Annotated in this window: 27 protein-coding genes and 1 pseudogene; 13 read left to right on the top strand and 15 right to left on the bottom strand. The window is 60.5% G+C overall.

Annotated elements, in window-relative coordinates; all coding sequences use genetic code 11:
- Positions 1-152: 152 nt before the first annotated feature.
- Entirely contained in the window at positions 153-1,100 is a 948-nt protein-coding gene (locus tag AC07YZ_RS25375; protein WP_336730507.1) for a DNA-binding protein, read from the top strand.
- A gap of 433 nt (positions 1,101-1,533) precedes the next feature.
- Here AC07YZ_RS25375 and AC07YZ_RS25370 read toward each other — a convergent pair whose 3' ends face one another.
- From AC07YZ_RS25370 to AC07YZ_RS25335, 8 genes are all read right to left on the bottom strand, one after another.
- Entirely contained in the window at positions 1,534-2,604 is a 1,071-nt protein-coding gene (locus AC07YZ_RS25370; RefSeq protein ID WP_336730505.1) for a TrbL/VirB6 family protein, read from the bottom strand.
- Positions 2,601-2,882 (bottom strand): EexN family lipoprotein, encoded by a 282-nt coding sequence (locus AC07YZ_RS25365; protein ID WP_223939930.1) that lies wholly within the window; start codon positions 2,880-2,882, stop codon positions 2,601-2,603. Before AC07YZ_RS25365 ends, AC07YZ_RS25370 begins: the two co-directional genes overlap by 4 nt.
- Positions 2,879-3,328, bottom strand: a complete 450-nt coding sequence (locus AC07YZ_RS25360) for a hypothetical protein (protein WP_336730500.1) — start codon at positions 3,326-3,328, stop codon at positions 2,879-2,881. The genes AC07YZ_RS25365 and AC07YZ_RS25360 overlap by 4 nt, the downstream gene beginning before the upstream one ends.
- A 10-nt stretch (positions 3,329-3,338) precedes the next feature.
- A complete protein-coding gene (gene virB5, locus AC07YZ_RS25355) occupies positions 3,339-4,079 on the bottom strand; it encodes a P-type DNA transfer protein VirB5 (RefSeq protein ID WP_223939932.1) in 741 nt (246 codons plus the stop codon).
- Between the two features lie 455 nt (positions 4,080-4,534).
- On the bottom strand, positions 4,535-6,136 hold the full coding sequence (locus tag AC07YZ_RS25350) for a type IV secretion system DNA-binding domain-containing protein (protein ID WP_494796776.1): 1,602 nt from the start codon (positions 6,134-6,136) through the stop codon (positions 4,535-4,537).
- The gene (locus tag AC07YZ_RS25345; RefSeq protein WP_336730497.1) at positions 6,133-6,684 is read right to left on the bottom strand and encodes a hypothetical protein; all 552 of its coding nucleotides are present in this window, start codon (positions 6,682-6,684) and stop codon (positions 6,133-6,135) included. Before AC07YZ_RS25345 ends, AC07YZ_RS25350 begins: the two co-directional genes overlap by 4 nt.
- A 10-nt stretch (positions 6,685-6,694) precedes the next feature.
- Complete coding sequence (gene stbB / locus AC07YZ_RS25340; protein ID WP_223939935.1) at positions 6,695-7,402, bottom strand: StbB family protein; 708 nt, start codon at positions 7,400-7,402, stop codon at positions 6,695-6,697.
- Positions 7,403-7,404: 2 nt separating this feature from the next.
- Positions 7,405-7,791, bottom strand: coding sequence for a hypothetical protein (locus AC07YZ_RS25335; RefSeq protein ID WP_223939936.1), 387 nt, complete (start codon positions 7,789-7,791; stop codon positions 7,405-7,407).
- A 426-nt stretch (positions 7,792-8,217) separates the two neighbouring features.
- Between AC07YZ_RS25335 and AC07YZ_RS25330 the strand changes: the two genes are divergently transcribed.
- The 6 genes from AC07YZ_RS25330 (at position 8,218) to AC07YZ_RS25305 (ending at position 13,155) form a co-directional block, all read left to right on the top strand.
- On the top strand, positions 8,218-8,571 hold the full coding sequence (locus tag AC07YZ_RS25330) for a plasmid mobilization protein (RefSeq protein WP_336730494.1): 354 nt from the start codon (positions 8,218-8,220) through the stop codon (positions 8,569-8,571).
- Positions 8,561-10,936 (top strand): LPD7 domain-containing protein, encoded by a 2,376-nt coding sequence (locus AC07YZ_RS25325; protein ID WP_494796775.1) that lies wholly within the window; start codon positions 8,561-8,563, stop codon positions 10,934-10,936. Before AC07YZ_RS25330 ends, AC07YZ_RS25325 begins: the two co-directional genes overlap by 11 nt.
- 126 nt (positions 10,937-11,062) lie before the next feature.
- Positions 11,063-11,692 carry a ParA family partition ATPase gene (gene parA / locus AC07YZ_RS25320; RefSeq protein ID WP_311224321.1) on the top strand — a complete coding sequence of 210 codons (630 nt, stop codon included), beginning with the start codon at positions 11,063-11,065 and terminating at the stop codon, positions 11,690-11,692.
- Between the two features lie 20 nt (positions 11,693-11,712).
- A complete protein-coding gene (locus tag AC07YZ_RS25315) occupies positions 11,713-11,931 on the top strand; it encodes a plasmid partition protein ParG (protein ID WP_311224320.1) in 219 nt (72 codons plus the stop codon).
- A 16-nt stretch (positions 11,932-11,947) separates the two neighbouring features.
- Positions 11,948-12,733 carry a hypothetical protein gene (locus AC07YZ_RS25310; RefSeq protein WP_336730487.1) on the top strand — a complete coding sequence of 262 codons (786 nt, stop codon included), beginning with the start codon at positions 11,948-11,950 and terminating at the stop codon, positions 12,731-12,733.
- 20 nt (positions 12,734-12,753) lie between these two features.
- Positions 12,754-13,155: an antitoxin VbhA family protein gene (locus AC07YZ_RS25305; protein WP_336730484.1), complete on the top strand. Its 402-nt coding sequence runs from the start codon at positions 12,754-12,756 to the stop codon at positions 13,153-13,155.
- 50 nt (positions 13,156-13,205) lie between these two features.
- Here the strand turns inward: AC07YZ_RS25305 and merD are convergent, their stop codons facing one another.
- From merD to merT, 5 genes are read right to left on the bottom strand one after another with little or no spacing between them, the layout of a single operon-like run.
- Complete coding sequence (merD, locus tag AC07YZ_RS25300; protein ID WP_021138753.1) at positions 13,206-13,571, bottom strand: mercury resistance co-regulator MerD; 366 nt, start codon at positions 13,569-13,571, stop codon at positions 13,206-13,208.
- A gap of 17 nt (positions 13,572-13,588) precedes the next feature.
- Positions 13,589-15,274 carry a mercury(II) reductase gene (gene merA, locus AC07YZ_RS25295; RefSeq protein WP_024552206.1) on the bottom strand — a complete coding sequence of 562 codons (1,686 nt, stop codon included), beginning with the start codon at positions 15,272-15,274 and terminating at the stop codon, positions 13,589-13,591.
- Between the two features lie 39 nt (positions 15,275-15,313).
- Positions 15,314-15,736 carry an organomercurial transporter MerC gene (gene merC / locus AC07YZ_RS25290; RefSeq protein WP_494796774.1) on the bottom strand — a complete coding sequence of 141 codons (423 nt, stop codon included), beginning with the start codon at positions 15,734-15,736 and terminating at the stop codon, positions 15,314-15,316.
- 27 nt (positions 15,737-15,763) lie between these two features.
- Positions 15,764-16,039: a mercury resistance system periplasmic binding protein MerP gene (gene merP / locus AC07YZ_RS25285; protein ID WP_021138751.1), complete on the bottom strand. Its 276-nt coding sequence runs from the start codon at positions 16,037-16,039 to the stop codon at positions 15,764-15,766.
- A 12-nt stretch (positions 16,040-16,051) separates the two neighbouring features.
- The gene (merT, locus tag AC07YZ_RS25280) at positions 16,052-16,402 is read right to left on the bottom strand and encodes a mercuric ion transporter MerT (protein WP_021138750.1); all 351 of its coding nucleotides are present in this window, start codon (positions 16,400-16,402) and stop codon (positions 16,052-16,054) included.
- 71 nt (positions 16,403-16,473) lie between these two features.
- Here merT and merR point away from each other — a divergent pair, with 71 nt between their 5' ends.
- The gene (gene merR, locus AC07YZ_RS25275; RefSeq protein WP_031942930.1) at positions 16,474-16,908 is read left to right on the top strand and encodes a mercury resistance transcriptional regulator MerR; all 435 of its coding nucleotides are present in this window, start codon (positions 16,474-16,476) and stop codon (positions 16,906-16,908) included.
- 288 nt (positions 16,909-17,196) lie between these two features.
- Here the strand turns inward: merR and AC07YZ_RS25270 are convergent, their stop codons facing one another.
- Both AC07YZ_RS25270 and AC07YZ_RS25265 read right to left on the bottom strand, forming a co-directional pair.
- Entirely contained in the window at positions 17,197-17,514 is a 318-nt protein-coding gene (locus tag AC07YZ_RS25270) for a helix-turn-helix domain-containing protein (protein ID WP_336730509.1), read from the bottom strand.
- Positions 17,515-17,604: 90 nt separating this feature from the next.
- Positions 17,605-18,132: pseudogene (locus tag AC07YZ_RS25265) on the bottom strand (recombinase family protein); the annotation flags it as partial.
- A 229-nt stretch (positions 18,133-18,361) separates the two neighbouring features.
- Between AC07YZ_RS25265 and relB the strand changes: the two are divergent.
- From relB to AC07YZ_RS25240, 5 genes are all read left to right on the top strand, one after another.
- Positions 18,362-18,808 carry a type II toxin-antitoxin system RelB family antitoxin gene (relB, locus tag AC07YZ_RS25260; RefSeq protein ID WP_336730473.1) on the top strand — a complete coding sequence of 149 codons (447 nt, stop codon included), beginning with the start codon at positions 18,362-18,364 and terminating at the stop codon, positions 18,806-18,808.
- Complete coding sequence (locus tag AC07YZ_RS25255; protein WP_336730471.1) at positions 18,805-19,107, top strand: type II toxin-antitoxin system RelE/ParE family toxin; 303 nt, start codon at positions 18,805-18,807, stop codon at positions 19,105-19,107. The genes relB and AC07YZ_RS25255 overlap by 4 nt, the downstream gene beginning before the upstream one ends.
- 48 nt (positions 19,108-19,155) lie before the next feature.
- Positions 19,156-19,518, top strand: coding sequence for a hypothetical protein (locus AC07YZ_RS25250; protein ID WP_336730468.1), 363 nt, complete (start codon positions 19,156-19,158; stop codon positions 19,516-19,518).
- Positions 19,519-19,618: 100 nt separating this feature from the next.
- Entirely contained in the window at positions 19,619-20,941 is a 1,323-nt protein-coding gene (locus tag AC07YZ_RS25245) for a replication protein RepA (RefSeq protein WP_494796773.1), read from the top strand.
- A 687-nt stretch (positions 20,942-21,628) separates the two neighbouring features.
- Complete coding sequence (locus tag AC07YZ_RS25240; RefSeq protein WP_336730462.1) at positions 21,629-21,805, top strand: hypothetical protein; 177 nt, start codon at positions 21,629-21,631, stop codon at positions 21,803-21,805.
- Positions 21,806-22,318 lie beyond the last annotated feature (513 nt).

Below are 22,318 nucleotides of genomic sequence, written 5' to 3'. Positions count from 1 at the left end.
TTCCACTTGAAAACCGGGCCAGCGTGAGCCGTGGCGGGCTGTCCTGGTGCGTTTCATCGGGCGCAGTGGGCAGAAGCTGGAAAATAAGCCTTGCATAATAAGAATAATAATAGTAATATTATTATTCTTATTACTGACCAAGGAAAGCCGCCATGAACCAAGCCTCTACCTCCATCCCCGCCGACGTGCGCGAACGCATCATTGCCGCTGCCGCCGATCTTTTCGAGCAGTCGGGCCGCCAGACCATGCCCACGGTCGATGCCGTGCGCCGGGCCGCCCGTGTGGACATGAACGCCGCCAGTGCCGTGATGAAGGAATGGCGCAGGGCACAGACCGCGCAGGCCGCCCCGGTGACCGTGGCCGTGCCGGAATCCGTGCAGCAGGCCAGCAGCGCAGCCGTGGCGACGATCTGGCAGCAGGCGCAGGAGCTGGCGAACGAATCCCTACGCAGTGCGCAAGCTGCATGGGAAACCGAGCGGGCCGAGCAAGACGCCATGCGGCAGGAACTGGCCGAGGCTTTCGAGCGTCAGGCCGGCGAGCTGGAAGCGGCCGGCGCTGCACTGGCCGCCGAGAAGGCAGCAGCCGAGAAGCAGGCGCAGGAGCTGGCCGACGTTCGCAAGCAACTGGCCGAAGCCGTGAGCCGGGCCGACAAGGCAGACGCCCGCATTGCTGAAATCGAACACCGGGCCGCCGACTTGCGCGGCGAGCTGGACAGGGCGCACGCCGACGCCGACCGCCTGCGCACCGAGAACACCGAAGCCCGCCAGAAGGCCGCCGCCGAGATCGAGGCCGCCCATGCCGCCACAGAGGCCGCCCGCGCCGAGCTGGTGAAGGTGCAGGCCAAGGCCGAGGCTATCGAGCAGACCCACGCCGAGCAGCGCAAGCAAACCGCCACAGAGGCCCACCGTGCCGCCGAGCGCTTGACCAAGGCTCAGGGCGAGCGTGACGACGCCACCAAGGCCGCAGCAGAGGCCAGAGAGCGCGCCGCAGGGCTTGCCGGGCAGTTGCAGGCCATGCAGGAACAGAACGCCGCTTTGCTGGCCGCGATCAAGCCACAGGGCGAACCGAAGCCCAAGAAAACACCGTCTGCCAAAGCCTGATCTTGGCGACAGCTTCACCGCAGCCGTCACCAACGGCCGCCGCGTTTTGGTTGTTTCGTGCCCGCATTCATTGCCAGTTGTGGCCCGTGTCATGGCTGGAAGCAGTGTCAAGGGCACGCCCGGAAGCCGCACGCGGAGCGCAGCCCGTAGGGCGAGCACCGAACGGGTGAGGACGTGGGCGAAGCCGAACCCTTGATGCTGATGGAGGCCATAGAGCCTATCGGCAAGGGGGAGGGACGAAGGGCGAAGCCCGCCACCCCTGCCCCCGCAGCCAGTCGGGCAAGAACCGACGCGGGATGCAACCCGAAGGGGGTTGCCCAAGCGAAGCGCGGAGGGTTTCCCGCTGGCGACAGAATCACGCGATCGAGGAAGATCCGCCGTCACCAAATAGAAACCCCGCCGAAGCGGGGTGCGTGAGGTATTGAAAGGCTTTTCAGGTGCGCTTGCGTTGCAGGTTTTCAATCACGTTCTGCTTGTATGCCGGTTGCCAACCGCCCGGAGGCCGGGGCGTTCCTGATGGTGCAGGAGTGCCGCCCTTTACCTGATTGGGATTGAGCCACTTTCTGGCAGCGGCTGCGCCACGGCCTAGACCCACGGCCCCCGCGCCAATGGCCTTTGTTCCGCGACCCGCAGCACCGGCCGCCTGACTCAAACCGCCGACACCCATAACCGCCATTGCAAAACCGCCTGCCAGCGCACTAGCCATGCTCATAACGCCCTTGGTGACGGCGTAAAGGATGGCGGCAACTACGAGCAGTTCAAGGGCCACGCCGAGCATGTTTTGATCGGAGTCCATCACGACTTTCGATATTTCATGATCGTAGATCGTGACCCCAAGCGTAAGCACTACAGCAGTCAGTGCAACGATAAGCGTGTGGTTCAAAACGTACCCAATCCACTGATCGAAGAAACGCGCAGTGACCGGGAACATTAGGCACATGATGAACAACGGCCCGATGGCGAACAGGATTTTCAGATAGAAGGTGGAAACCATGATTGCGATGCCGCCAACGACAACGACCAGGGCAAAGCCCACGGCAATGATGGCCGCAATAATCCACCACCCAATGGAAGTGCTAATTTCCGTCCATCCAGCTTCCTGCGCCTTTTGCTTACATTGCAAGATCAGCTCAAGACCTTTACTCAGGCTGCTATCAAGCGATGCATATATAGGCCCGCCACCGCCGCCGCTGAAAGCCGCCGTCAAGCCTTCCTCGATACCCTTGAGCGCAGACACGACACCATTCAAATACATGTCGGCATTTAGAGCCATTACGCCGATAATCATGACTTTCGCGGCTTTTATCAAGCCGTCGCCTCCGGGGCTTTGTACCTTCCCGAAAATAAGCATGTAGCCATACATAACGATGTAGAGCGTTAAACCGCCCAGCGCCCAATAATAAATTTTGTCAATGGTTGCGGTTGCAACATCAACGACAAATGTATTCGTGGCGTTATCAATAGTTTGCCCAATTGCGGTGAAAACGCTTGTGGTTGCAGTCATTTTCGTTCCCCTCCCAATTTGATGCCTTGCAGGGGCTGGACGTTGAGGCCGCCCCGCTTCGCACCATCGACCGCCGATTCAGCGCGACTTGCATTGATGCAGTTTGGAGAGGCCGCCAGTTCGCCCGGATTGGCCTTGCACTTGGCAAGCATGGCGGCCCGTTCGGGGGCATTTGCCTTGTACCAATCGACGGTTTGCACCGGGTCATTGTCTTTGCAGCCCGCGAGAGCGACAGCCGCAAGGAACAGGAGCGCAGAGAGCTTTTTCATGTTTTTCATTTGTGCACCTCGCGGGAAGTAACGTCGATAACCCGGCCGTTAGGCATGGCGTGCGCGACTTCGGCGGCCGTGATGATTTGCCGGGTAGCCAAGAACCGCAATGCCGCCTCAGCGATGCCGGCGTGTGTTGCATTGGTGAAGCGTTCGCGGCCGTTGAAATAACCGATAGCCAAGGAGGCTACGGCGCAGGACACCGCCATGAACATGCATTCCCAGCTTGCCGCAGGTGCTTTTTGAAAGAGAGGCAGCGAAAAGCCGAACCAATCATGAGCGGCCCAATAGACGACCATGAGCGCAGCGAAAAGCGAAACGCCATCCATTGCGAACATATGATGTTCGCGGCCGATGGTTTCATTCCACTTTCCGAACTTACGGACGGCCAGCCAGAAATTGACTACCAATTGGGCGTAGAAGCCCACAACGAGAGCAGCGAGAACGTAAATCATGGCGTGCCCCTTAGTTGCGAATGGAAAAGGTCATGGGCTGGATTTTTAGCCCTTCGCGTTTGGCAGCATCCTTCATCGACATTTCACGGGCACGCTGCACTTGCACCTTTTCTTCCGCAGCGGCGACCATTGCATAAAGCTGCAATTTCGTTTGTTCGTTTTGGATGTTCGCCTGTTCGGCGGCTATCCGGCCTTGCAGTTCTGCGATGGCCTTCGGGTCTTGTGTGTCGTTGATCTTTGCCATGAGCTGGTCAATCTGATTGATACGGCTCTTTGCGGCGTTGTAGGCATCCAGTGCAAAGCCCTTGTCTTGCGCTGGCTTCACCGCTCTGGCTTCGCAGGCTGTGCGTTGTTCGCTGCTCACGATGTGCGCGCAGCTATCGAACACCTTGTTTTGTTCGTACACAGTGCGGGCCGTGCCGCTTAGGCCCGAATAGCCGCCATTTTTTACGCTGTCATAGACCGCCTGCCAGTCGCCGGGCAGGTAGTCGCGCAAGGCCGGGTTGTTCATGATGTTGCCAAGACCACGCGAGCCGGTCAGCGATTCATATTGCTGTTTGGCTTGCTCAATCTGGCTCATCATCTGGTCATATTGAAGTTTCCACTTCGCAATGGTTTCGACCTGCTGCGCGATGCTTTGCGCGATGGATGCGCCGTCAGTGACGGGAATTTGAGCGTGGGCAGTATGGGAGCCGAAAAGCATCCAGCCAGCCACGCCGACGACGGAAAGAAATTTGATGGTACTAAGCATGTTCGCCACTCCAAAGGTTGAGGGCGAACGCCGGGCCGTCTTTCCGGCCTGTCTGTCGGCTCTTGCGAGCTACTGTTCCCGACTGTCAGGGCTTGTTTAAGGCCCGTATCCGGTACGCCGTGGCGTCCTTGGGATGTGGTCTATGCGGCGCGTCTTTCCGCTGCTTGTCCGGTGGCTCTTGCGAGCTTCTTTCCCACCTGTCAGGCCCGTTCTTTTCGGGGCCGCACCCGGTACGCCGAGGCGTTCTTAGGGCATAAAAATCAGCGTTCGTTTTGTTGTTCACGCATACCAAAACCCAATGTTTTGGCATGCCCGATTTTCCCATTTTGGCGCGCTTACGTCGATGGTGACAGGCGCACCGAGGTGGGAAGCCAGCCTGTCACCACTTATTTACTCATTTGAGTATAACACCGAAACCGCGCAATGAGTAGATGAATTTAAGGGGTTTTTACTCATTAACTCAAATATGCGGGTTCGACCTCTGGCATGGCCTGATAGTCAATCTTGACCGTGGCGACCGGCTGGCCGGGTATCTTGAGGAAGCCTTGCAGGTCGGGCAGGTTCAGCACTTCCGACGACATGATGGCGGCTTGCCGCACGCGCTGCATGTTGTAATTGGTATTGAACGATTCCGAGCTTTGGCCGGGATTCGTCAGGCCGCCCGAGCTGGTGCCCTGCCCCGTCGTCATTTGCAGCCGGTCAATGTCCTGTTCGCCAAGTTCCTTGCTGAAATATTCGGCTGTCTCGTTGTCGCCAGCCCGCAAAATCAGCTTTATGGACAGGTTGGCGAGCAGCGTTTGCGCCTCGTCCTTGCCGTAGGTTTCGCGCAGTTGCGACACCGTTTGCAGGCCAAGCACACAGCGCCCGCCGTACTTGCGTAGCTTCGTCAGGCCGCCGCGCAGACTGGACACCTTGCCGAGCGAATCGACTTCATCGAACACGAACCACAAGCCGCGATCTTGGTTTTCCGACAGGCTCAGACCTTCGACAATACCGAGTTCCAGGAGCGAAGCCACCAACCCGCGCAGCATCCCCATTTGATCGTCGCGGTAGGTCACGAACAGCCACCCGGTGCGCGTTTCGTCCTGCACCCATTCACGCACGGAGAAGGTGCCGGCATCGGGCAGGTAACGCCACACGCCGAGATAGGTAGCGATGATGCCCCGCGTGTTGTTCAGCATCTTGTCATTGCCCTTGGCGCACAGGATGGCGGCCGGCGTGCCGGCCAGCAGCTCGCCCAGCTCCTTTATGTCGGCCGAGCTGACATAGTGCAGCAGCCGCTTTACCGAGCGTTCCCCGCGTTGATGCAGGGCCAAGAGCGTTTCACCGAGCAGCGTTTGCGCGTAGTGGTGCCACTCTGCCCCCTCCCCCGTGCCGTCCGGCACGGCTGCCTTTGCGATGCGCTGGCAATCGTATTCAGCCCGGATTTCAGCGAAGGGCGACCAATCGACCGAGCGCCGATCAAACGGGTTAAACAGCACATCGCCAGGACGGCCGAAGCGGGAGAAGAACCCCCCGGCCGGGTCAGCGATCAAAGCGCGTTCGTTGCGTGCCCGCACGGCCCGCAGAACCCGGTTAATCGCCTGCGTTTTGCCCGCGCCCGTGGTGCCGCTGAAAAGCATGTGCTGCGCTTCCAACATGCGCGGGACGACCACCCCGCCAATCTCAATATCCACGTCGGCCGGCTTCGCCTTGTCGCCGTACATGCGGGCTTGCAGATCGGAGCCGCCGACAACTTCCGTACCCCTGATGACCGTTTCTTGGCCGTGCGGCGCGTAGTTGGCGCGGGCCATCATGTGACCCCAAATTCGGGTTTGACAGAACACCGCGACCACGGCCACGCCGATAGAGAGCAAGGCCGAAGATTCGCCGCTGGCGATCATGCGGGGGATGGCCGAGCCGAGGCCGTACAGCACGGCCACGGCCCACAGGCAGAGCCACACCCACGTTACCCACGTTGCAGGCTCTTTGCCCTTAATCGTATTGAACAGGTTGCGGCCAAGCATGAAGGCCGCGCCGGCCAGCAGCAGCAGGGTTAGAACAAGTGCTGGTTTCATTGGCGTTCCCTTGCGGCCTGAATCCGCTCTTTTGTCTTGGCGTCCAAACTATCCCACACCGTGCCTACGGCACGGCCAAAGGCCGCTTGGTCGTCAATCTGTTTGCCATACAGCAGGTGCGAACCGTAGAAGCCGAGCGCCCCGGCTAGGAGACTTCCGGCGAAGGCTACGGCAATCCATTGCCAGCGTTGCCGGGTTTCCCCCTTCGCCGCGTCCTGATGGATGCGGGCCGACGTTGCCAGCTCGCGGGCTGCACTGGCGAGCGCTTCGCCGGCTTCTTCCCGTAGTGCCGCCTTGAGAGAGTCCCGCAGCGCGACCTTTTCGGCCGCCGCGAAGTTTCCGAACGAGGCTTTTTCAGCCTTGCCGATCTGTTCGGCGCTGGCCTTTGCATCTTTCACCGCCAGGGCGATAGCGCCGAGGGTTGGAGCCGTGGCTTTTTCCAAGCCTTCAGGCAGTGCCTTGATTAGATCGTGAAGTCGCCCAACGTCGCCCATCAGGTCATATATGAAGGCGTCTTTGACGGTCTTGTGTATGGGTTCAGTTTCCATACCTGCCCCCTTATTTGAACAGGGTAGAGAATACAGAATCGAGGTTTCGATTCACGCTGCGCGCCAGTGCTTTAAGGCCGTGCATATCACCCCAATGGCTGCGCTCTTTCGCGCTGGCGTCAGGGTTATTTTTAATCAAAGCCTTGTAATCTGTTTCATCGGCAAGCAATGCGCCAATCGTGATCCCTTTTGCGCCGAGAGCATCGAACAATTCATTTTCAAAAATCGCCGCTTTTATGTCGGCAATTGCGTTTTTCTCTTTCTTAACGTAGTTCAGGACATGCGGGAATTCATCCGCCACGTCAGATTCAACCTTGTTGAACACGATGCGGATTTTTTGCGGCTCAATGCCAATTTCTGCAAGGGCCATAACTGTTTTGATGGTTTCTTTTTGCCCCTTTGTATCGGATTCAACAGGGATAACGAAGAAGTCTATTTCTTCATGAGATTCATCAATTTGAACCATGCCGGACAAGAACTGTTCAAGACTCCCGTTTCCAACGTCAATGATTGCGTTGTCAGAAAGAACCAGCTTTTTATGCAGGTCGCGGAATTTCTTTGCTGCCATTTGATCGACTTCAAGACCTAGGCCGGCCGCTGTTTCATTCACCGATTCAATGGCGAAAATTTCCGCCCCATCCATACGAGGGGCGAGCATTTGCGCTGCAATAGTGGTTTTGCCTGCGCCGCCGGTATAGCTGACCATTGCGATTTTCATATTTATTCCTTGTCGTTTCCGTAGTCTTCGAGGTTGATTTCCCGCCTAGATGCCTTGCGAACATCGGCCGGGTTCGTGATGCGCGCTTGGGGTTCCCCTGCGGGTTCCTGCTGCGGTGCTTGGGCTGGCTGCGGCTTGGCCGCTGCTGGTTTTTGGTCATGACCAAAACCGGGTTTCAGGTCTGGCGATCCTCCTTTTTCTTCTCGCCGCTTGATGTACTTCGACAGGCCAGCAATCGACATTTGCACCCCGTTGGCGGCGAGGAATTCGCACACCTGTTCCAACGTGCAGCCGCTTTGCCGGAGCTTGGTTATGTCGTTCCAGAAGGGCGCCAGCCGGGAGCGTTGCCCGGCTGGCGTGACCTTCTTTAAGAACTCGTTTGCGTCCACTGATAGGCTCCTTTGCCAACATTCAACAAGTTTAGACAGTTTTAGCCATTCAATCAACCTTGTTTCAACATGTTTTTAACATGGTTAGACTGTTCTAGCCATTGTTTATACACCAATTCGACACGCATTGACAGGCTTTCGACGCTGGCAGTAGAATGCTGGCGTGATGTGTTGAACAGATAGGCACGTCGGATATGTTTACAAAAGCGCTCCGCGTTTTGAAACATATCCCGTGCCCAAAGGGGTGCCCCCCTTTGGAAACCTGCCACCGGCCCCCTACGGGAGCCGGGCCGCATGGCGACAGATCCACGCCCACCAGGTCGCGGATTCGTCACCAGCAGCACAAGCCGCCCGGCAGCTTCGCAGCCGGTCATTAACCGCCCTGCCCCGTGCCATCGAGGCGGGCACGAGACAGGAGCCGCGACCATGCCGCGCAAGCCCAAAGAGCCAACCCGCACGGTAAGTTTCCGGCTTACCCTGCCCGACCATGCCGCCTATCTGGCGAAGGCCAGCGCGGCCGGTGTGAAGCCGTCCGAGTTCTTCCGTGATGCAGTGCTGACCAACCGAACGCAGGTGGTCGCACGGGTTCAGCCGAGCAGCGACAAGCGCCGGCTGATTTACCTTTTCAACAAGGCCAGCAACAACCTGAACCAGCTTGCCCACACCGCCAATGCCGCCGAGCTGGCCGGCACTGTCACCCCGGCCACTTACGCCGGGATTCTGGCCGAGCTGCAAACGCTGGCCGACTCGATGAAAAAGGCAATCCGCGATGCTGATTAGAGTGCGTGGCGGCGATGCCGGGATAAAGGAGTATTTAGAGAACGGGCAGAAAGACGGCCGGGACTACAGCCGGGACGAGCTGGACGAGCGCGTTATTTTGTCGGGCGATCTGGAACTAACCGATGCCGTTATCAACAACATGGACAAGACCGGCGAGCGTTATTTGCATATCACGCTGGCTTTCAAAGAGGACGAAATCAGCCGGGAAAAGTTGCAGGAGATAACCGACGAATTTAAGCAATTCGCCATGACGGCTTATGAAGGCGATGAATATAACTTCTATGCCGAAGCGCACTTGCCGAAACTGAAAACCTACACCAACCAGAAAACCGGCGAGCTAGTCGAGCGCAAGCCGCATATTCATATCGTCATCCCTGAATACAACCTATTGAGCCAGCGGAATCTAAACCCGTTCGGCAAGGTAGACCAGCAAACAAAATTCCTTGAAGCCTTTCAGGAACACATCAACGCCAAATATGGGCTTGCCAGTCCGAAAGATAACCGGCGCATTGAATTTACCGACGAGAGCGCGATTATTTCCCGCTACAAGGGCGACTATTTCAAGGGCGCGAATCACGACCTGAAAGAGCGCATCTTGTCCGACGTGCTGGACAAGGGCGTTAGCGGCTTCGACCAGTTCCGCGCCATCGTTGCCGAGCATGGCGACACCAAGACCCGCAACGCTGGTAAGGCCGGCGAATATCTCAACGTGAAGCCAGAGGGCGCGGTCAAGGGCGTGAACCTGAAAGAGTACGTTTTCAGCCGTGAATTCATCGAAATGCCCGCCGCTGAAAAGCGGCAGAAGCTGGCCGGCGAAATCCGCGCAGGGTACGAGGACACCAAAGCGCCCCGCCCTACCCCGGCCGATATTGCCGACCGCTTGCAGGAATGGCGCGAAGTGCGGGCCGCCGAACTGAAATACATGAACAGCGGCAACCGCAAAGCCTATGCCGCCTATCGTGAAGCCGACCCCGAGCAGCGCCGGGCGATTCTGGCCGAGCGTGCCACCGCGTTCTACGGTAGGCACCGCCCGGCCGTGGAAATCCCACATGACCCGGAGCAAGAGCGCCCGGCCAGAGCGCCCGAACAGGCCCGCGCCAGTGAGCCGACCCCGGCCCCTTCGCGTGAGCGTGACGGCCGCCAGACCGATAGCGTTGTGGGCCAGTACGAGGCCGAGCGCCGCGAGCGTGCAGCCCGTGGCACCGACAGCAGCCGGGCCGAGTTCAACACCATCAAACGGGAGCTGGACGCCGCCCGCTTGCTGGCGAGCCTCAGCCGCACGCATGGCGTGATGCCCGATAAATACGAAGTGACCAAGGGCAAGGACGGCGGCGACCGCATCCGGTGCGGCCGGCGAAATCTGAACGTGTCCGACTTCCTCACCCAAGAGCTGCATTTGCCTTGGCGTGATGCCGCGCCGATCTTGCAACAGACCTACGCCGACCAAATGGGCCACGCTGCCCCACAACAGGCCCGCCCTGCCCTGCGCCGCGACCTTTGGGCCGAGTACCGCCGCGAATGGCAACCACAGCAGCGCGAGCGCCGGGAACAGGATTGGCAGGAGCAGAAGAAGCGCGAGCAGGAGCGCCGCGCCGAGCTGCGCCGCGAATACCTGGCCGAGCGCCGGTCCGTTCAGAACGACCGGACTTTGAAGCCTGCAGAGCGCAAGGCGGCTTTGTCGGTTTCCAGCATGGGCAAGGTTGTGAAGGACATAGAGCTACGCAAGGCCATTGCCGCCGAGCGTGACGCCTTGAAGGCCCGCTATCGGATGAAGCCGGCCGACCAGTACCGCGCCTATCTGGCCGAGCGTGCAGGCAACGGCGATGCCGATGCACTGGCCGAGCTGCGCCGGCAGCGCAGCCCGCAGCGTGCCCCTACTGGCGAGCGCATCGAGCACCAGACCGGCCAGCAGCCCGAGGCCGCGCCGATCATGAAGCCCGCCGCGTACAAGGTCGATCAACAGGGCAACGTGACCTATTACGACCAGCAGAAGCGGGCCATGTTCACCGACCGGGGCGAAGCCGTGGAATTCGGCCAGCAGGAGCGCGACACCATCGAGCAGGGCTTGCGCCTCGCCCTTGCCAAGTTCGGCCCGCATATCCGCTTGCGTGGCGGTTCCGAGGAATACAACAACATGATGGCCGACGTGGCGGCCGATGCCGGCCTATACGTCGAGTTCAGCGACAAGGCTTTGCAAGACCGCTACAGCCAGCGCCGGGAAGCCACCCAAGCCGGCCGCGACTACTTCACCAAGAACAAGGCGGCACAAGGCGGCCAGCAGTCCGAGCGCGACCAGCCAGAGCAGGCCACGCAGCGCGAACGAGAGCAGCAGGCACAGAAGCCAGACCACGGCCGAGGGCGCTAACCGCCCTGCCCTGCCGGGCTTTGCTGAAAATGAGCGAATGAGTAAAAGAGTTCTTACTTAACGTGCGATTCCTTGCTATACTCAAATGAGTAAATGCACGTTAATTTCATTCACTCAGGAGGCTCCATGCAGGTTATCGCCGTGTTGAACCAGAAAGGCGGGTCAGGAAAAACGACCATCGCCACCCACCTAGCCCGCGCCCTGCAACTGGACGGGGCCAGCGTGTTGCTTGTCGATTCCGACCCACAAGGCAGCGCCCGAGATTGGGCAGCCGTGCAGGACGACAACCCGGTTACGGTTGTCGGCATCGACCGCCCCACCATTGACCGCGACCTAAAGGCCATCGGCCATAAAGATTTTGTGGTGATCGACGGCGCACCGCAGGCGGCAGACCTTGCCGTTTCCGCGATCAAGGCCGCCTCTTTCATCCTGATACCCGTGCAGCCCAGCCCTTACGACATTTGGGCGACGGCCGATCTTGTCGAGCTGGTGAAACAGCGCATCGAAGTCACGGACGGGAAGCTACAGGCTGCGTTCGTTGTGTCGCGTGCGATCAAGGGCACCCGCATAGGCGCGGAAATCACCGAGGCTTTGGCCGGCTATGGCCTGCCCGTTCTGGAATCCCGCATCACGCAGCGCGTGAGCTATCCCGGCACGGCCGCAGCAGGGACAACCATTCTTGACGCCGAGCCAGACGGCGACGGTTCCGGCGAAATCCGCGCCTTGATGAATGAAATTAAGCAAAAACTCGTTTGAGTAAATGAGGAAATAATCAGATGAACACCACCACCAAGGGCGCATTGAGCGCCGGCCGCCCGAGCGCCAAGAGCAACAAGGCCGCCACCCTTGCCAGCCTTGCCGACAAGGCCGCCACCGTCCGCGTGAACTTCGATCTAGACCGTGACCAGCACATCAAATTGAAGCTGTACGCCACGAAGCAGGGCAAGAGCATCAAAGAGGTGTTGAGCGACTACGTTGCACAGCTTCCAGAGTAAAGGAGCGATTACTTAAATGAGTGAATACACAAATGAGCGAGCGATTGATTCAGCTACAGACCTGAATCTGATCCGCGAGCAGTGCGGCACGCTTGAGCTTGCCTTGCAGACCGAAACCGACCCGGCCCGCCTGTCCGACTTGCGCCGCGAGCTGGCCGAGTGTCGGCAGCGTGCTTTTGAAGTCGAGCAGCGCGACCAGCCAGCGGCCGAGCGTGAAGCAGGCGGCCCGGCCGGCGACTCGCTGCCCCCGGCCGCCGTTCGTGGCGACAGCGAGAAGGCCGCCCCGTTCGTCACCATCGAGGCCGCAGACCCGCGCCCGGACTATGCCGGCATGTATGCCGCCGAGCGCATCGAGAACGCCGAGCTACGGCAGGAGCTGGCCGCAGAAGGGCAGGGCGGGCCATCGAGCAGTGGCGGCATGGAGCGCGAACGCATCGACCCTGAAATTTCCCGCCTTGCCGAGCTGGCCGAAGCCCACCGAACCGGCGTGCAAATGTTTGGCGGCATCTACGGCGGCGGCCCGGCCGTGCCGCAGGCCGGCGACCATAGCCCGGCACTGGTGGAGCTGGCCGAGCAGCACGAAGCCCGCTTGCTGGCCCGTGATGAGGCGTTTTCCGGTGAAGTCGTCGCGCAGATCGAGCGCGAGAACGAAAGCCCGGCCTACGTCATCGAGGCTGACGGCGACCGCGTGATGGTTCCAGAGGTCGAGGGCGCAGAAATGGACGTGGGCGACGACGTGGAAATCAGCCGCGACCAGCAGGGCAACTATGAAGCCGAAGCCGGCCACGATTACGGCCGTTGAGGAAATGAGCGGTTGAGCGAATGAGTAAAGACGTGCGGGAAATCATAAGCCGGTTTTGGGCCTCTTACCAACCCCGTGAGGACGAGCCGAGCGCGGAGGAACTGGCGCAGGTAGCCGAGGATGCGCGGCAACGTGCGGCAGCGGTCCCACCGGAACCGGCTTGCGTGGAATGGTGGTCAGTGTTGCCGATGGCCGTGCAACAGAAATGGCTTGCCAACCCCAAAACGCCCACCATGCGCGAGGCGTGGCGCGAGCGCTGCAAGCGCCTAGAGGCGGTCAACTTCGGCCGCGCATCCGTTGGCCTTGAAGGATTCAAGCCAAGTCCGGAAGACGAAGCCTTGGCCGGGCGCTTCATCAATGGCGAAATCGAGTTTTCCGAGGTAATCGAAACCGTCAAAGAACAGGCGCAGCGCCTGCGCTAGGTAGCCGGTGACCGGCTTGTGTGTCTCGGTCGGCAAAGGCTCGGGCCTGTTCATGGCAGACTCTCCGCATGCTGTACCAGCTCGGTCGGCATGGTGGCCAACTGCACCTCCAGATCGGCCAATGCTTCGCGCCGACGTTCGACGAACTGGCGCAGCACGGCAAGCTGCGCGGCCGCTTCGTCGCCGTCCGCGGTATCCAACGCCCGGCACAGCCGCGCCAGCGCGTCGAGACCGATACCCGCTTCGAAAGCAGCCCGCACGAAGCACAGCCGTTGCAAGGCCGCATCGTCGAACAGGCCGTAGCCGCCAGGGGTGCACGCCACCGGCCGCAGCAGTCCGCGCAGCAGGTAGTCGCGCACGATGTGCACGCTCACCCCGGCATTAAGGGCCAGCCGGGACACCGTGTAGGCGTTCATCGAACACCTCCTTTTTCTCACCCGGCGCAGCAGGAAAGCTGCTTCACATCCTTGTTAAAGGTCTGCGCCGCGAGCTTCAGTCCCTCGACCATCGTCAGATAGGGGAACAACTGGTCGGCCAGTTCCTGCACGGTCATCCGGTTACGGATGGCGAGTACCGCCGTCTGGATCAGTTCGCCGGCTTCCGGCGCGACCGCCTGTACGCCGATGAGCCGTCCACTACCTTCCTCGATGACCAGCTTGATGAAGCCGCGTGTGTCGAAGTTGGCGAGCGCACGCGGCACGTTGTCCAAGGTCAAGGTGCGACTGTCGGTCTCGATCCCGTCGTGCTGGGCCTCTGCCTCGCTGTAGCCCACGGTGGCGACTTGCGGATCGGTGAACACCACGGCAGGCATGGCGGCAAGGTTAAGCGCCGCGTCACCGCCCGTCATGTTGATCGCCGCACGGGTGCCGGCCGCTGCCGCCACATAGACGAACTGAGGCTGGTCGGTGCAGTCGCCGGCCGCGTAGATGTCCGGCGTGCTGGTCCGCATGCCGACGTCGATGACGATAGCGCCTTGCAGGTTGAGCGCGACACCTGCCGCGTCCAGTGCCAGGCTGCGCGTGTTGGGCGAGCGACCGGTGGCGACCAGCAGTTTGTCGGCGCGCAGCTCGCCGTGCGCCGTGGTGAGCACGAATTCGCCGCCCTCGTGCGCGACCTGGCTGGCCTGGGTGTGCTCCAGCACCTCGATCCCTTCGGCGCGGAACGCCGCCGTGATTGCCTCACCGATGGCCGGGTCTTCGCGGAAGAACAGGGTGCTGCGTGCAAGAATCGTTACTTTGCTGCCCAGTCGGGCGAACGCCTGCGCCAGTTCCAGCGCTACCACCGACGAACCAATCACGGCCAGCCGCTCAGGAATGGTGTCGCTGACCAGTGCTTCGGTGGAAGTCCAGTACGGCGTGTCCTTCAGGCCGGGAATCGGCGGCACGGCCGGACTCGCGCCGGTGGCAATCAGGCAACGGTCGAACGCCAGCACACGTTCGCCACCACCGTTGAGTTGCACGGTCAGGCTGTGCGCGTCCTTGAAACGGGCTTCGCCGTGCAGCACGGAGATGGCGGGATTGTCATCCAGGATGCCTTCGTATTTGGCGTGGCGCAGTTCGTCGACGCGCGCCTGCTGCTGGGCCAGCAACCGCTCGCGCAAGATCGTCGGCGGTGTGGGCGGCATGCCGCCATCGAACGGGCTTTCTCGGCGCAAGTGGGCGATGTGCGCGGCGCGGATCATGATCTTGGACGGCACGCAGCCGACATTGACGCAGGTGCCGCCAATAGTGCCGCGCTCGATCAAGGTGACGTGCGCGCCTTGCTCGACGGCTTTCAGCGCCGCCGCCATCGCCGCGCCACCGCTGCCGATAACGGCAATATGCAATCCGCCACCGTCACCACCAGCCTTGTCGCCGCTACCTAGCCATTCGCGCATCTTTCCGAGCAAGCCACCGCCCACCGGAGGCACGGGCGCGTCGGCGAGCGTGGCCCGATAACCGAGTCCGGCCACGGCGGCAGTCAACGCGTCCGGCGATATGCCGGCCTCGACGGCGAGTTTGGCGCTGCCCTTCGTATAGGAGACATCCGCCGACTGCACGCCGGGAACTTTCTCCAGGGCTTCCTTGACGTGCGTCGCACACGAGTCACAGGTCATGCCGGTGATTTTGAGGGTGGTCATTCATCGTTCCTTTTCTGTGTTGGCCGCTGGCTCACGCAGTCAGTCGTGTTTCGCGGGGAGTTCGCAGCCATCCGGGCCGCAGCGGCGATTTACCGGCGAAACCAAGTCCCAGATCGACACGCCGATCATCAGGGCTAGGCCGGTGTATACGAGGCGCGCTGTCCACCAGTTGCCAAGCAACCAGACGGTTCCGGCGAACACGATGGCTGGCCCGATCATGCCGAGCAGGCTGCGGTGCCATTGCCGATGACTGAGCCAGCCCAGTGCATTCGCCAGCAAAGCGACGACGGCGAACAGCGGCAGCAGCGTGAAAATGAACAAGCCTTCGTATTCCTGTAGAAAGCCCAGCCCGATGGCCGCGCCCAAGCTGGCGATGGCCGGAAAACAGGCGGCGCAGCCCATCGCGGAAACCACACTGCCAAGCGCGCCGGCCTTGTCGGCAATGCGTGTGATCAGTCCCATGATCGCCCCAGGGTCGGGTTCAGTGGCTCACTGCTTGACGCTGGAGGGATAGCCCGCGTCCCCGGTTGCCTTGGTCAGCTTCTGCACACTGGTCTTGGCATCATCGAAGGTGACCACCGCTTCGCGGGTCTCGAAGGTCACGGCAACTTTACTGACGCCATCGACCTTGGAAATCGCCTTCTTGACGGTGATCGGACAGGCCGAGCACGTCATGCCCGGTACGGACAGCGTGACGGTCTGGGTAGCGGCCCACACGGGGGCAACAACGGCGGCGAGGGCGAGGGAGGCAAACAGTTTCTTCATGGTGAACTCCGATCAGTAGAAAAATGGCATGACATAGGGAAATCCGAGCGCGACCAGAACCAGTACGGCCACGACCCAGAAAATGAGCTTGTAGGTCGCTCGCACTTGGGGAATCGCGCAGACCTCACCCGGCCTACAGGCTTGCGCAGGGCGGTAGATGCGCCGCCAGGCGAAGAACAACGCCACCAGCGCTGCGCCGATGAAAATCGGGCGATACGGCTCCAGCACGGTCAGGTTGCCGATCCAAGCCCCGCTGAAGCCCAAGGCGATCAGAACCAGCGGCCCGAGGCAGCAAGCGGAGGCGAGGATGGCGGCCAGCCCGCCGGCGAAGAGCGCGCCGCGCCCAGTTTGTGGTTCAGACATGCGCTTGTCCTTTTGGATTTAAATTGGATAGCGTAACCTTACTTCCGTACTCATGTACGGAGTCAAGCGATATGGAAAACAATTTAGAGAACCTGACCATTGGCGTTTTTGCCAAGGCGGCCGGCGTCAATGTGGAAACGATCCGCTTCTATCAGCGTAAGGGCTTGCTGCCGGAACCGGATAAGCCTTACGGCAGCATTCGCCGCTATGGCGCGGCGGATGTGACGCGAGTGCGATTCGTGAAATCGGCCCAGCGGCTGGGCTTCAGCCTGGATGAAATAGCCGATCTGCTGCGGCTCGACGACGGCACCCACTGCGAGGAAGCCAGCAGCCTGGCCGAGCACAAGCTTCAGAACGTGCGCGAAAAAATGGCCGACCTGGCGCGCATGGAAACCGTGCTGTCTGAACTGGTGTGCGCCTGCCATGCGCGCCAAGGGAACGTCTCCTGCCCGCTGATTGCTTCGCTGCAAGGGGAGGAAGAACCGCGCAATGCCGACGCGGTGTAGCCGAGGGGCTTCGCCTTAGCGTGCTTTATTTTCCGTTTTCTGAGACGACCCCTGTCAGACGGTAGCCGCCGAAGCCCAGGAAGCAGCGACATTGAGGAAATGAGGAAATGAGTAAAAACACCAGAGCGCCCGCTACGATGCCCGTGCCAATGTCGGCCTTGAAGGGTTCAAGCCTTCCGAGGAAGCGGAACAACGCGCAGCCCGGTTTGTGGCTACAACCCCTTGCCGGTGAAATCGACCTTGCCGAGTTCGTGAATCCGGCACGCTGAAACTGTCTTGGCGACAGATTCACGATCTGGCCAGCTCCTTTTTGTCACCAGTTGCCCGCCGTCGCTTGCCCTTGGCAGGCGCGGCGAGCCGCCCGAGGTAGTCGCGCATATCGGTTTCGCTGATCGTGCGGAACTGGCCGCGCAGCAGCTCCGAGAGGTTCCCCTCCGACAGCCCTAGCAGCTTGGCCGCCTTCCCATTGGTCAAGCCCTGCGCCTTGATGGCCTCTTGTATCTGCATTGCAATTCCCGCTTTCGCGGCCATGCCTTCGGCGTCATCCATGCCGAGGGCGGCATAAACGCTGCCCGTGGTTTCCTCGATACCCAGTTGCGCGAACAAGTCGGCGGCGTCTTTCGCGTGATGAATGTCTATGCCGGCGCTGCTGTCTCGCAGCGTTTTCGCCGTCGTTTCGTTCGGTTCGTAAGCGTGTTTATAGAACGTGCTGCGCCCGATGCCGAGCGCCTTGCAGACTTCGGCCGGGCCTCGACCGCTGGCCGCCAACGCCTGAATCGCCGCGATCTTTTCCGCAGGCAGGCCCGGCCGTCCACCTTTGCGGCCACGCGCCCGCGCAGCCGCAAGCCCGGCCATCGTTCTTTCAACGATCAAGCGCCGCTCAAACTCAGCCAGAGCCGCGAACACATGGAACACCAGACGCCCGGCCGCCGTGCTGGTTTCTATGCGTTCCGTCGTGCTTTCAAAGCCCACGCCGGCCGCTTCCAGTTCGCCAACGACCTTGACCAGCTCAGGCAGTGACCGGCCGAGCCGGTCAAGCCGCCACACTACCAACGAATCGCCCTTGCGGGCGAAGGCGAGGGCGTCAGCCAGTCCGGGCCGTTCGGCCTTGGCACCGCTGGCCGTGTCGGTGAATACCTTTTCACAGCCGGCCGCCGTCAGGGCGTCCCGTTGGAGATCCATTTTTTGATCGTCGGTCGATACCCGCGCATATCCGATTTTCATTGTGTTGTCCGCTTACCCGTGAAAACGCTCATGTTACGGACTTTTCACGCTTTTGTTTAGTAGACGGGATTGGAGACAGGCAAAGCCACGGAAACAGCCTGGAATCGAAGCCGGGTTGAGGTGTGTAAAAAAATCCACAAAATGACCGTTTAAGGACTTTGGAACGCTTGCACGATTTCTAATTTTCATGCAGAATACAATCTGATTAGTGACGTATAAGGAGAACACCATGCAGAGCATGACCCTTGAACAGCTTCGCGTTGCCAGCAATGCCGGCGGCGTTTCAGGCGTGACCTTGAAAGGGCAGGGCGGGGCGTTCCTTGTTCAGATCGCAACCCGCAGCGGTTCCGGTGCCGTGCTGTCGAAGGCCCGCAGCGGCGAGCCGCGCCGGTTTGGCAATCCGATTGCCGCCCTGTCCCTGTTGCGTGATCTTGGAATCACGGTCGGCCAGTTCGACGCCAGCGACTGGAACCCCGCCGAAAAGGTGGTCAACAGCCGCGACGACGCGAGGGCGCAGGTACTACGCGGAGCGCACGAAGCCGCCGCCTATAACCAGTGGCTGGCCGGCGAGATTCAGGCATCCATTGACGACCCCCGGCCGAACATCCCTCACGATGAAGTCATGGCCGAGATGGACGCCGACATTGCCGCCCTGTCCAAGAAAAAGCGCGCATGACGGCCAAGCCTTACCGCATTGAATGGCGGCCTATGGCACGCGAGGACTTGCGCGCCATCGTGCGCTACATCGGCAAAGACAACCCGACGCGGGCCAAGAGCTTCGGCCAGGAGCTGCGCGACAAGACCAAGCCGCTTGCACAGCATCCAGAGCTAGGGCGCAAGGGGCGGCCGGGCCTGCCCGAGTGGCTGCGCGAACTGGTCGTGCATCCGAACTACATCGTTTTTTATCGTGTGCTGGCCGAGGCCAGCACCGTCGAGATTTTGAGAGTGAAGCACGCGGCGCAACAAACGCCGTGATTACCAACCCCGGCGCTCTAACGCCGGTTTTTTTCAGGAGTGGCGAAGATGAATACAGATCAAAACTTGGGCGCAACGCCCGCAGAAGTCGAGGCGCTTGTGACTGAATTTTTCGAGCAGATGGAACCGAAAGTGAAGAAGGGCAGGGCGTGGACGTTCCACCGCCTGAATGCGGCTTGTGATACCCCGGACGGGGAGTGCGTGCAGGCCGTGCTTTACCCCAACGACGGCCAAGGGTTCGCCCTGTACGCCCGTCAGGGCCAGACCTTGCACGCCATCACGCATGAAGGCCGCCCGGTGCGCTTTCGGACGTTTGAAAAGGCACTCACGACGCTGGCCGACGTGACGCACCTCGACCCCGAAATCATCGTGGATTCGTCCAACTGGTGCGAGGAAACCGGCCCGCACTGAAAAAAGAATGGCCCGGCACTGCTCTAACAGTGTCGGGCCGGGGTGCAGCCCCGGAGTGGCGAACTCGTAAAGGGCTGCTGACCATCACCAAAACAGGCAAATGACCATGACCAATCTTAGCAAAAATGGCGCAAAGCAGACAGCACTAAACCTTGATGGCGGTTTGTTTGATGAAGCAGCCTACCGCGCCGAGCTGATAGCAGACGGCCTACCGGCCGAGGATGCCGCCGCCGTGGCGGCCAAGATGGCCAACGCCCGCCGCGATGCCTTGAACGCGAACGAGTACCGGCTAAAGCTGATCGACGCCGGTATGGGCGCAGAGCAAGCCAAGAAGGCCGCAGCGGCGGCCGCCCGCTTCATGGGTACGCCAGAGGCCAAGAGCGCCGAGCCTTCGCGCATCGAGGGCTTCCAGTCCGTGGGGGCTGTTGTCGGCCGCAGCGTGCCGACAGCGCCGAAGACCCAGCCAGTTTCAGAGCCGCCCACCGTGCAGGTTCATGCCGAGGAGGCGCAGAAATTCAGCCTGACGAAGCGGCAAGAGCATTTGATTTCGGAAGCATTGGCATTGGAACTTGAGGACGCCAAGGCGGCCGGGGCAACCGGGTATGTTGCGCACTTTTTGGCACAAGCCACGTTGCCCCATACCGACCCGAAAACAACCTATTTCGAGCGCGGCACCTCGAAAATTTCACTGTCCATCAACGCGCATCCGAAATTTGGAATGCCTTACGGGATGATGCCTCGGCTTTTGCTGGCGTGGATGTGTACAGAGGCCACCTTGACCGGCTCCCCTGTCTTGGTGCTGGGCAACAATCAGAAGCAGTTCCTAGACAAGCTGAAACTGCCGAGCGATGGCCGATACATCAAGAGTTTGCATAGCCAGACACTCGCCCTTGTTCGCTCGACCATTTCGGCCGATGGCTCCGACGTGAACGCCTTGGGTTTTTCGCAGATGGTGATTGCCAGCAAAGGGTTTCTATTCTGGAACCCGAAACGGCCGGACGAACCAAGCTTGTGGGATAGCACGCTTACGCTTAGCGCCGAGTTTTTCGACAGCCTGATAAATGCGCCTGTCCCGATCAAGATGGAGGCTTTGCAGGCACTGCGGCGCTCGCCTATGGCGATGGATATTTACACATGGCTGGTTTACCGCATGTTCACCCTGAACGTCGGGGCGCGAAGTGGCGGCCGTGCCGAAACCAAAGTTCCTTGGACTGGTTTGATGGCTCAGATAGGCAGCAACTACCCGGACACACCGCAAGGCGTGCGCAGCTTCAAAACCAACTTTTTGAAACGGATGCGAGAGGTGCTGTTGTACTACCCCGAGGCACGGGGATACATCGACGAAACGCCCGATCATCTGATTTTGAGGGCTGGGGCGAAGCCGCTGATTGCAGCACGGCCGAGCCGCCGCAAGATTTCTTAGGCTCACCCCGTCGCAGCCGGGGCCGGGCTTTCGTGCTGCGCATCGAGCCTTGTTCCAAGTCTCGACCCCTTCGGGCTTCAATCCCTTTCGTCATGCCGTCCCGGCAGCGCTGCGCGTCATGCTGATGGCGACACCGCGGCGACCTGGCCACCGTGCCGGCGTCACCAGTCCAGGACGTGTAATCACTCCCGCCAACCTTTGGCGACAGAGCCGACGACCTGGTGCGGTCTGGCCGTCACCATCCCGTCCGCTGAACAGGCCATGCCTGTGGGAAAACCCTGTGGATACCGACAGTTATCCACGTGAATCCGCTTACACGCCGCAAACCCGCGCCAATGCTGGACTTTTGCCAATTCTGGACAGTTATCCACGTGAATCCGCTTACGCTTCGACGTGAATCCGCTTACGCCCTTACGTGAATCCGCTTACAAAAAATCGACGTGAAAACGCTTACAACCCGCATGAATGCTAGCTTTTCTGACGTCGCGGCCGTCCTTCTAGTAGTTCTTTTCTTTTAGTCTTTTTCTATTAAAAATAATTCTCTAGTAGTTGGAGGGGCAAGAACTGTGGAAAACACACCGCCTGCGAAAAACGAAGCGCCGCAAAGCGGTCTGCGACCGGGGCACCCCTTCGGGGTTCCCCCACCTTCGGCGGCTCCCCCTCCCCATGAATGGATGGCCTACGGCCATGACTGTTTTTGAAGCGCGGCACGCCGCGCAGGGTGGCACCACCACCACGGCAAAAACCGGCAGCAGTGCGACACCAAGCCAGCAGGACAACCAAACAACCAAGGCAAGAAGGCATCAACGGCTGGCCTACGGCCAGATGGCAGAACAAAGCGCGGCACATGCCGCGCGTGGTTGATTGAAGGACAGCGCTAAAAAGGTACGCCACGACAGAACAACGGCAGCAGAAAACCCGGCTTATCAAGAAGCGGAGGCACCACCACCGTGCCCAAAACAGGCGGCAGGGCCAGCGCACAGACCGCAGGAGACGCGTTCGGCAGGTAGGTGAGGGGTGGGGGCAGGGTTTTCGTTTGCGGCCCTTGAAGGCGCGTTCCGCGCCCGCCACCCATCCCCCCGCCCTTCCCGCCCCGGCGGGAAGGGAGCGAGTCGCCCTCTGTCGTCAAGGGCGCAGCCAGCGGGGCGCTTCGCTTCCTTGTCTGCCCCCATGACTTGAGGCTTTGGACGTTCCAAGGGCATCAAGGGCCGGGCTTCGCCCTGAAATCCTCACCCGTTCGGTGCTCAGGGCTGCACCCTTGCGCTCCGCGTGCGGCTTCCGGTTTCACCCTTGACCCCCTTTCCACTTGAAAACCGGGCCAGCGTGAGCCGTGGCGGGCTGTCCTGGTGCGTTTCATCGGGCGCAGTGGGCAGAAGC

Source organism: Hydrogenophaga sp. GW101-3F08, assembly GCF_059424585.1.
The sequence above is the reverse complement of the archived record's forward strand: the minus strand, read 5'-3'. Positions and strand labels throughout refer to the sequence as shown.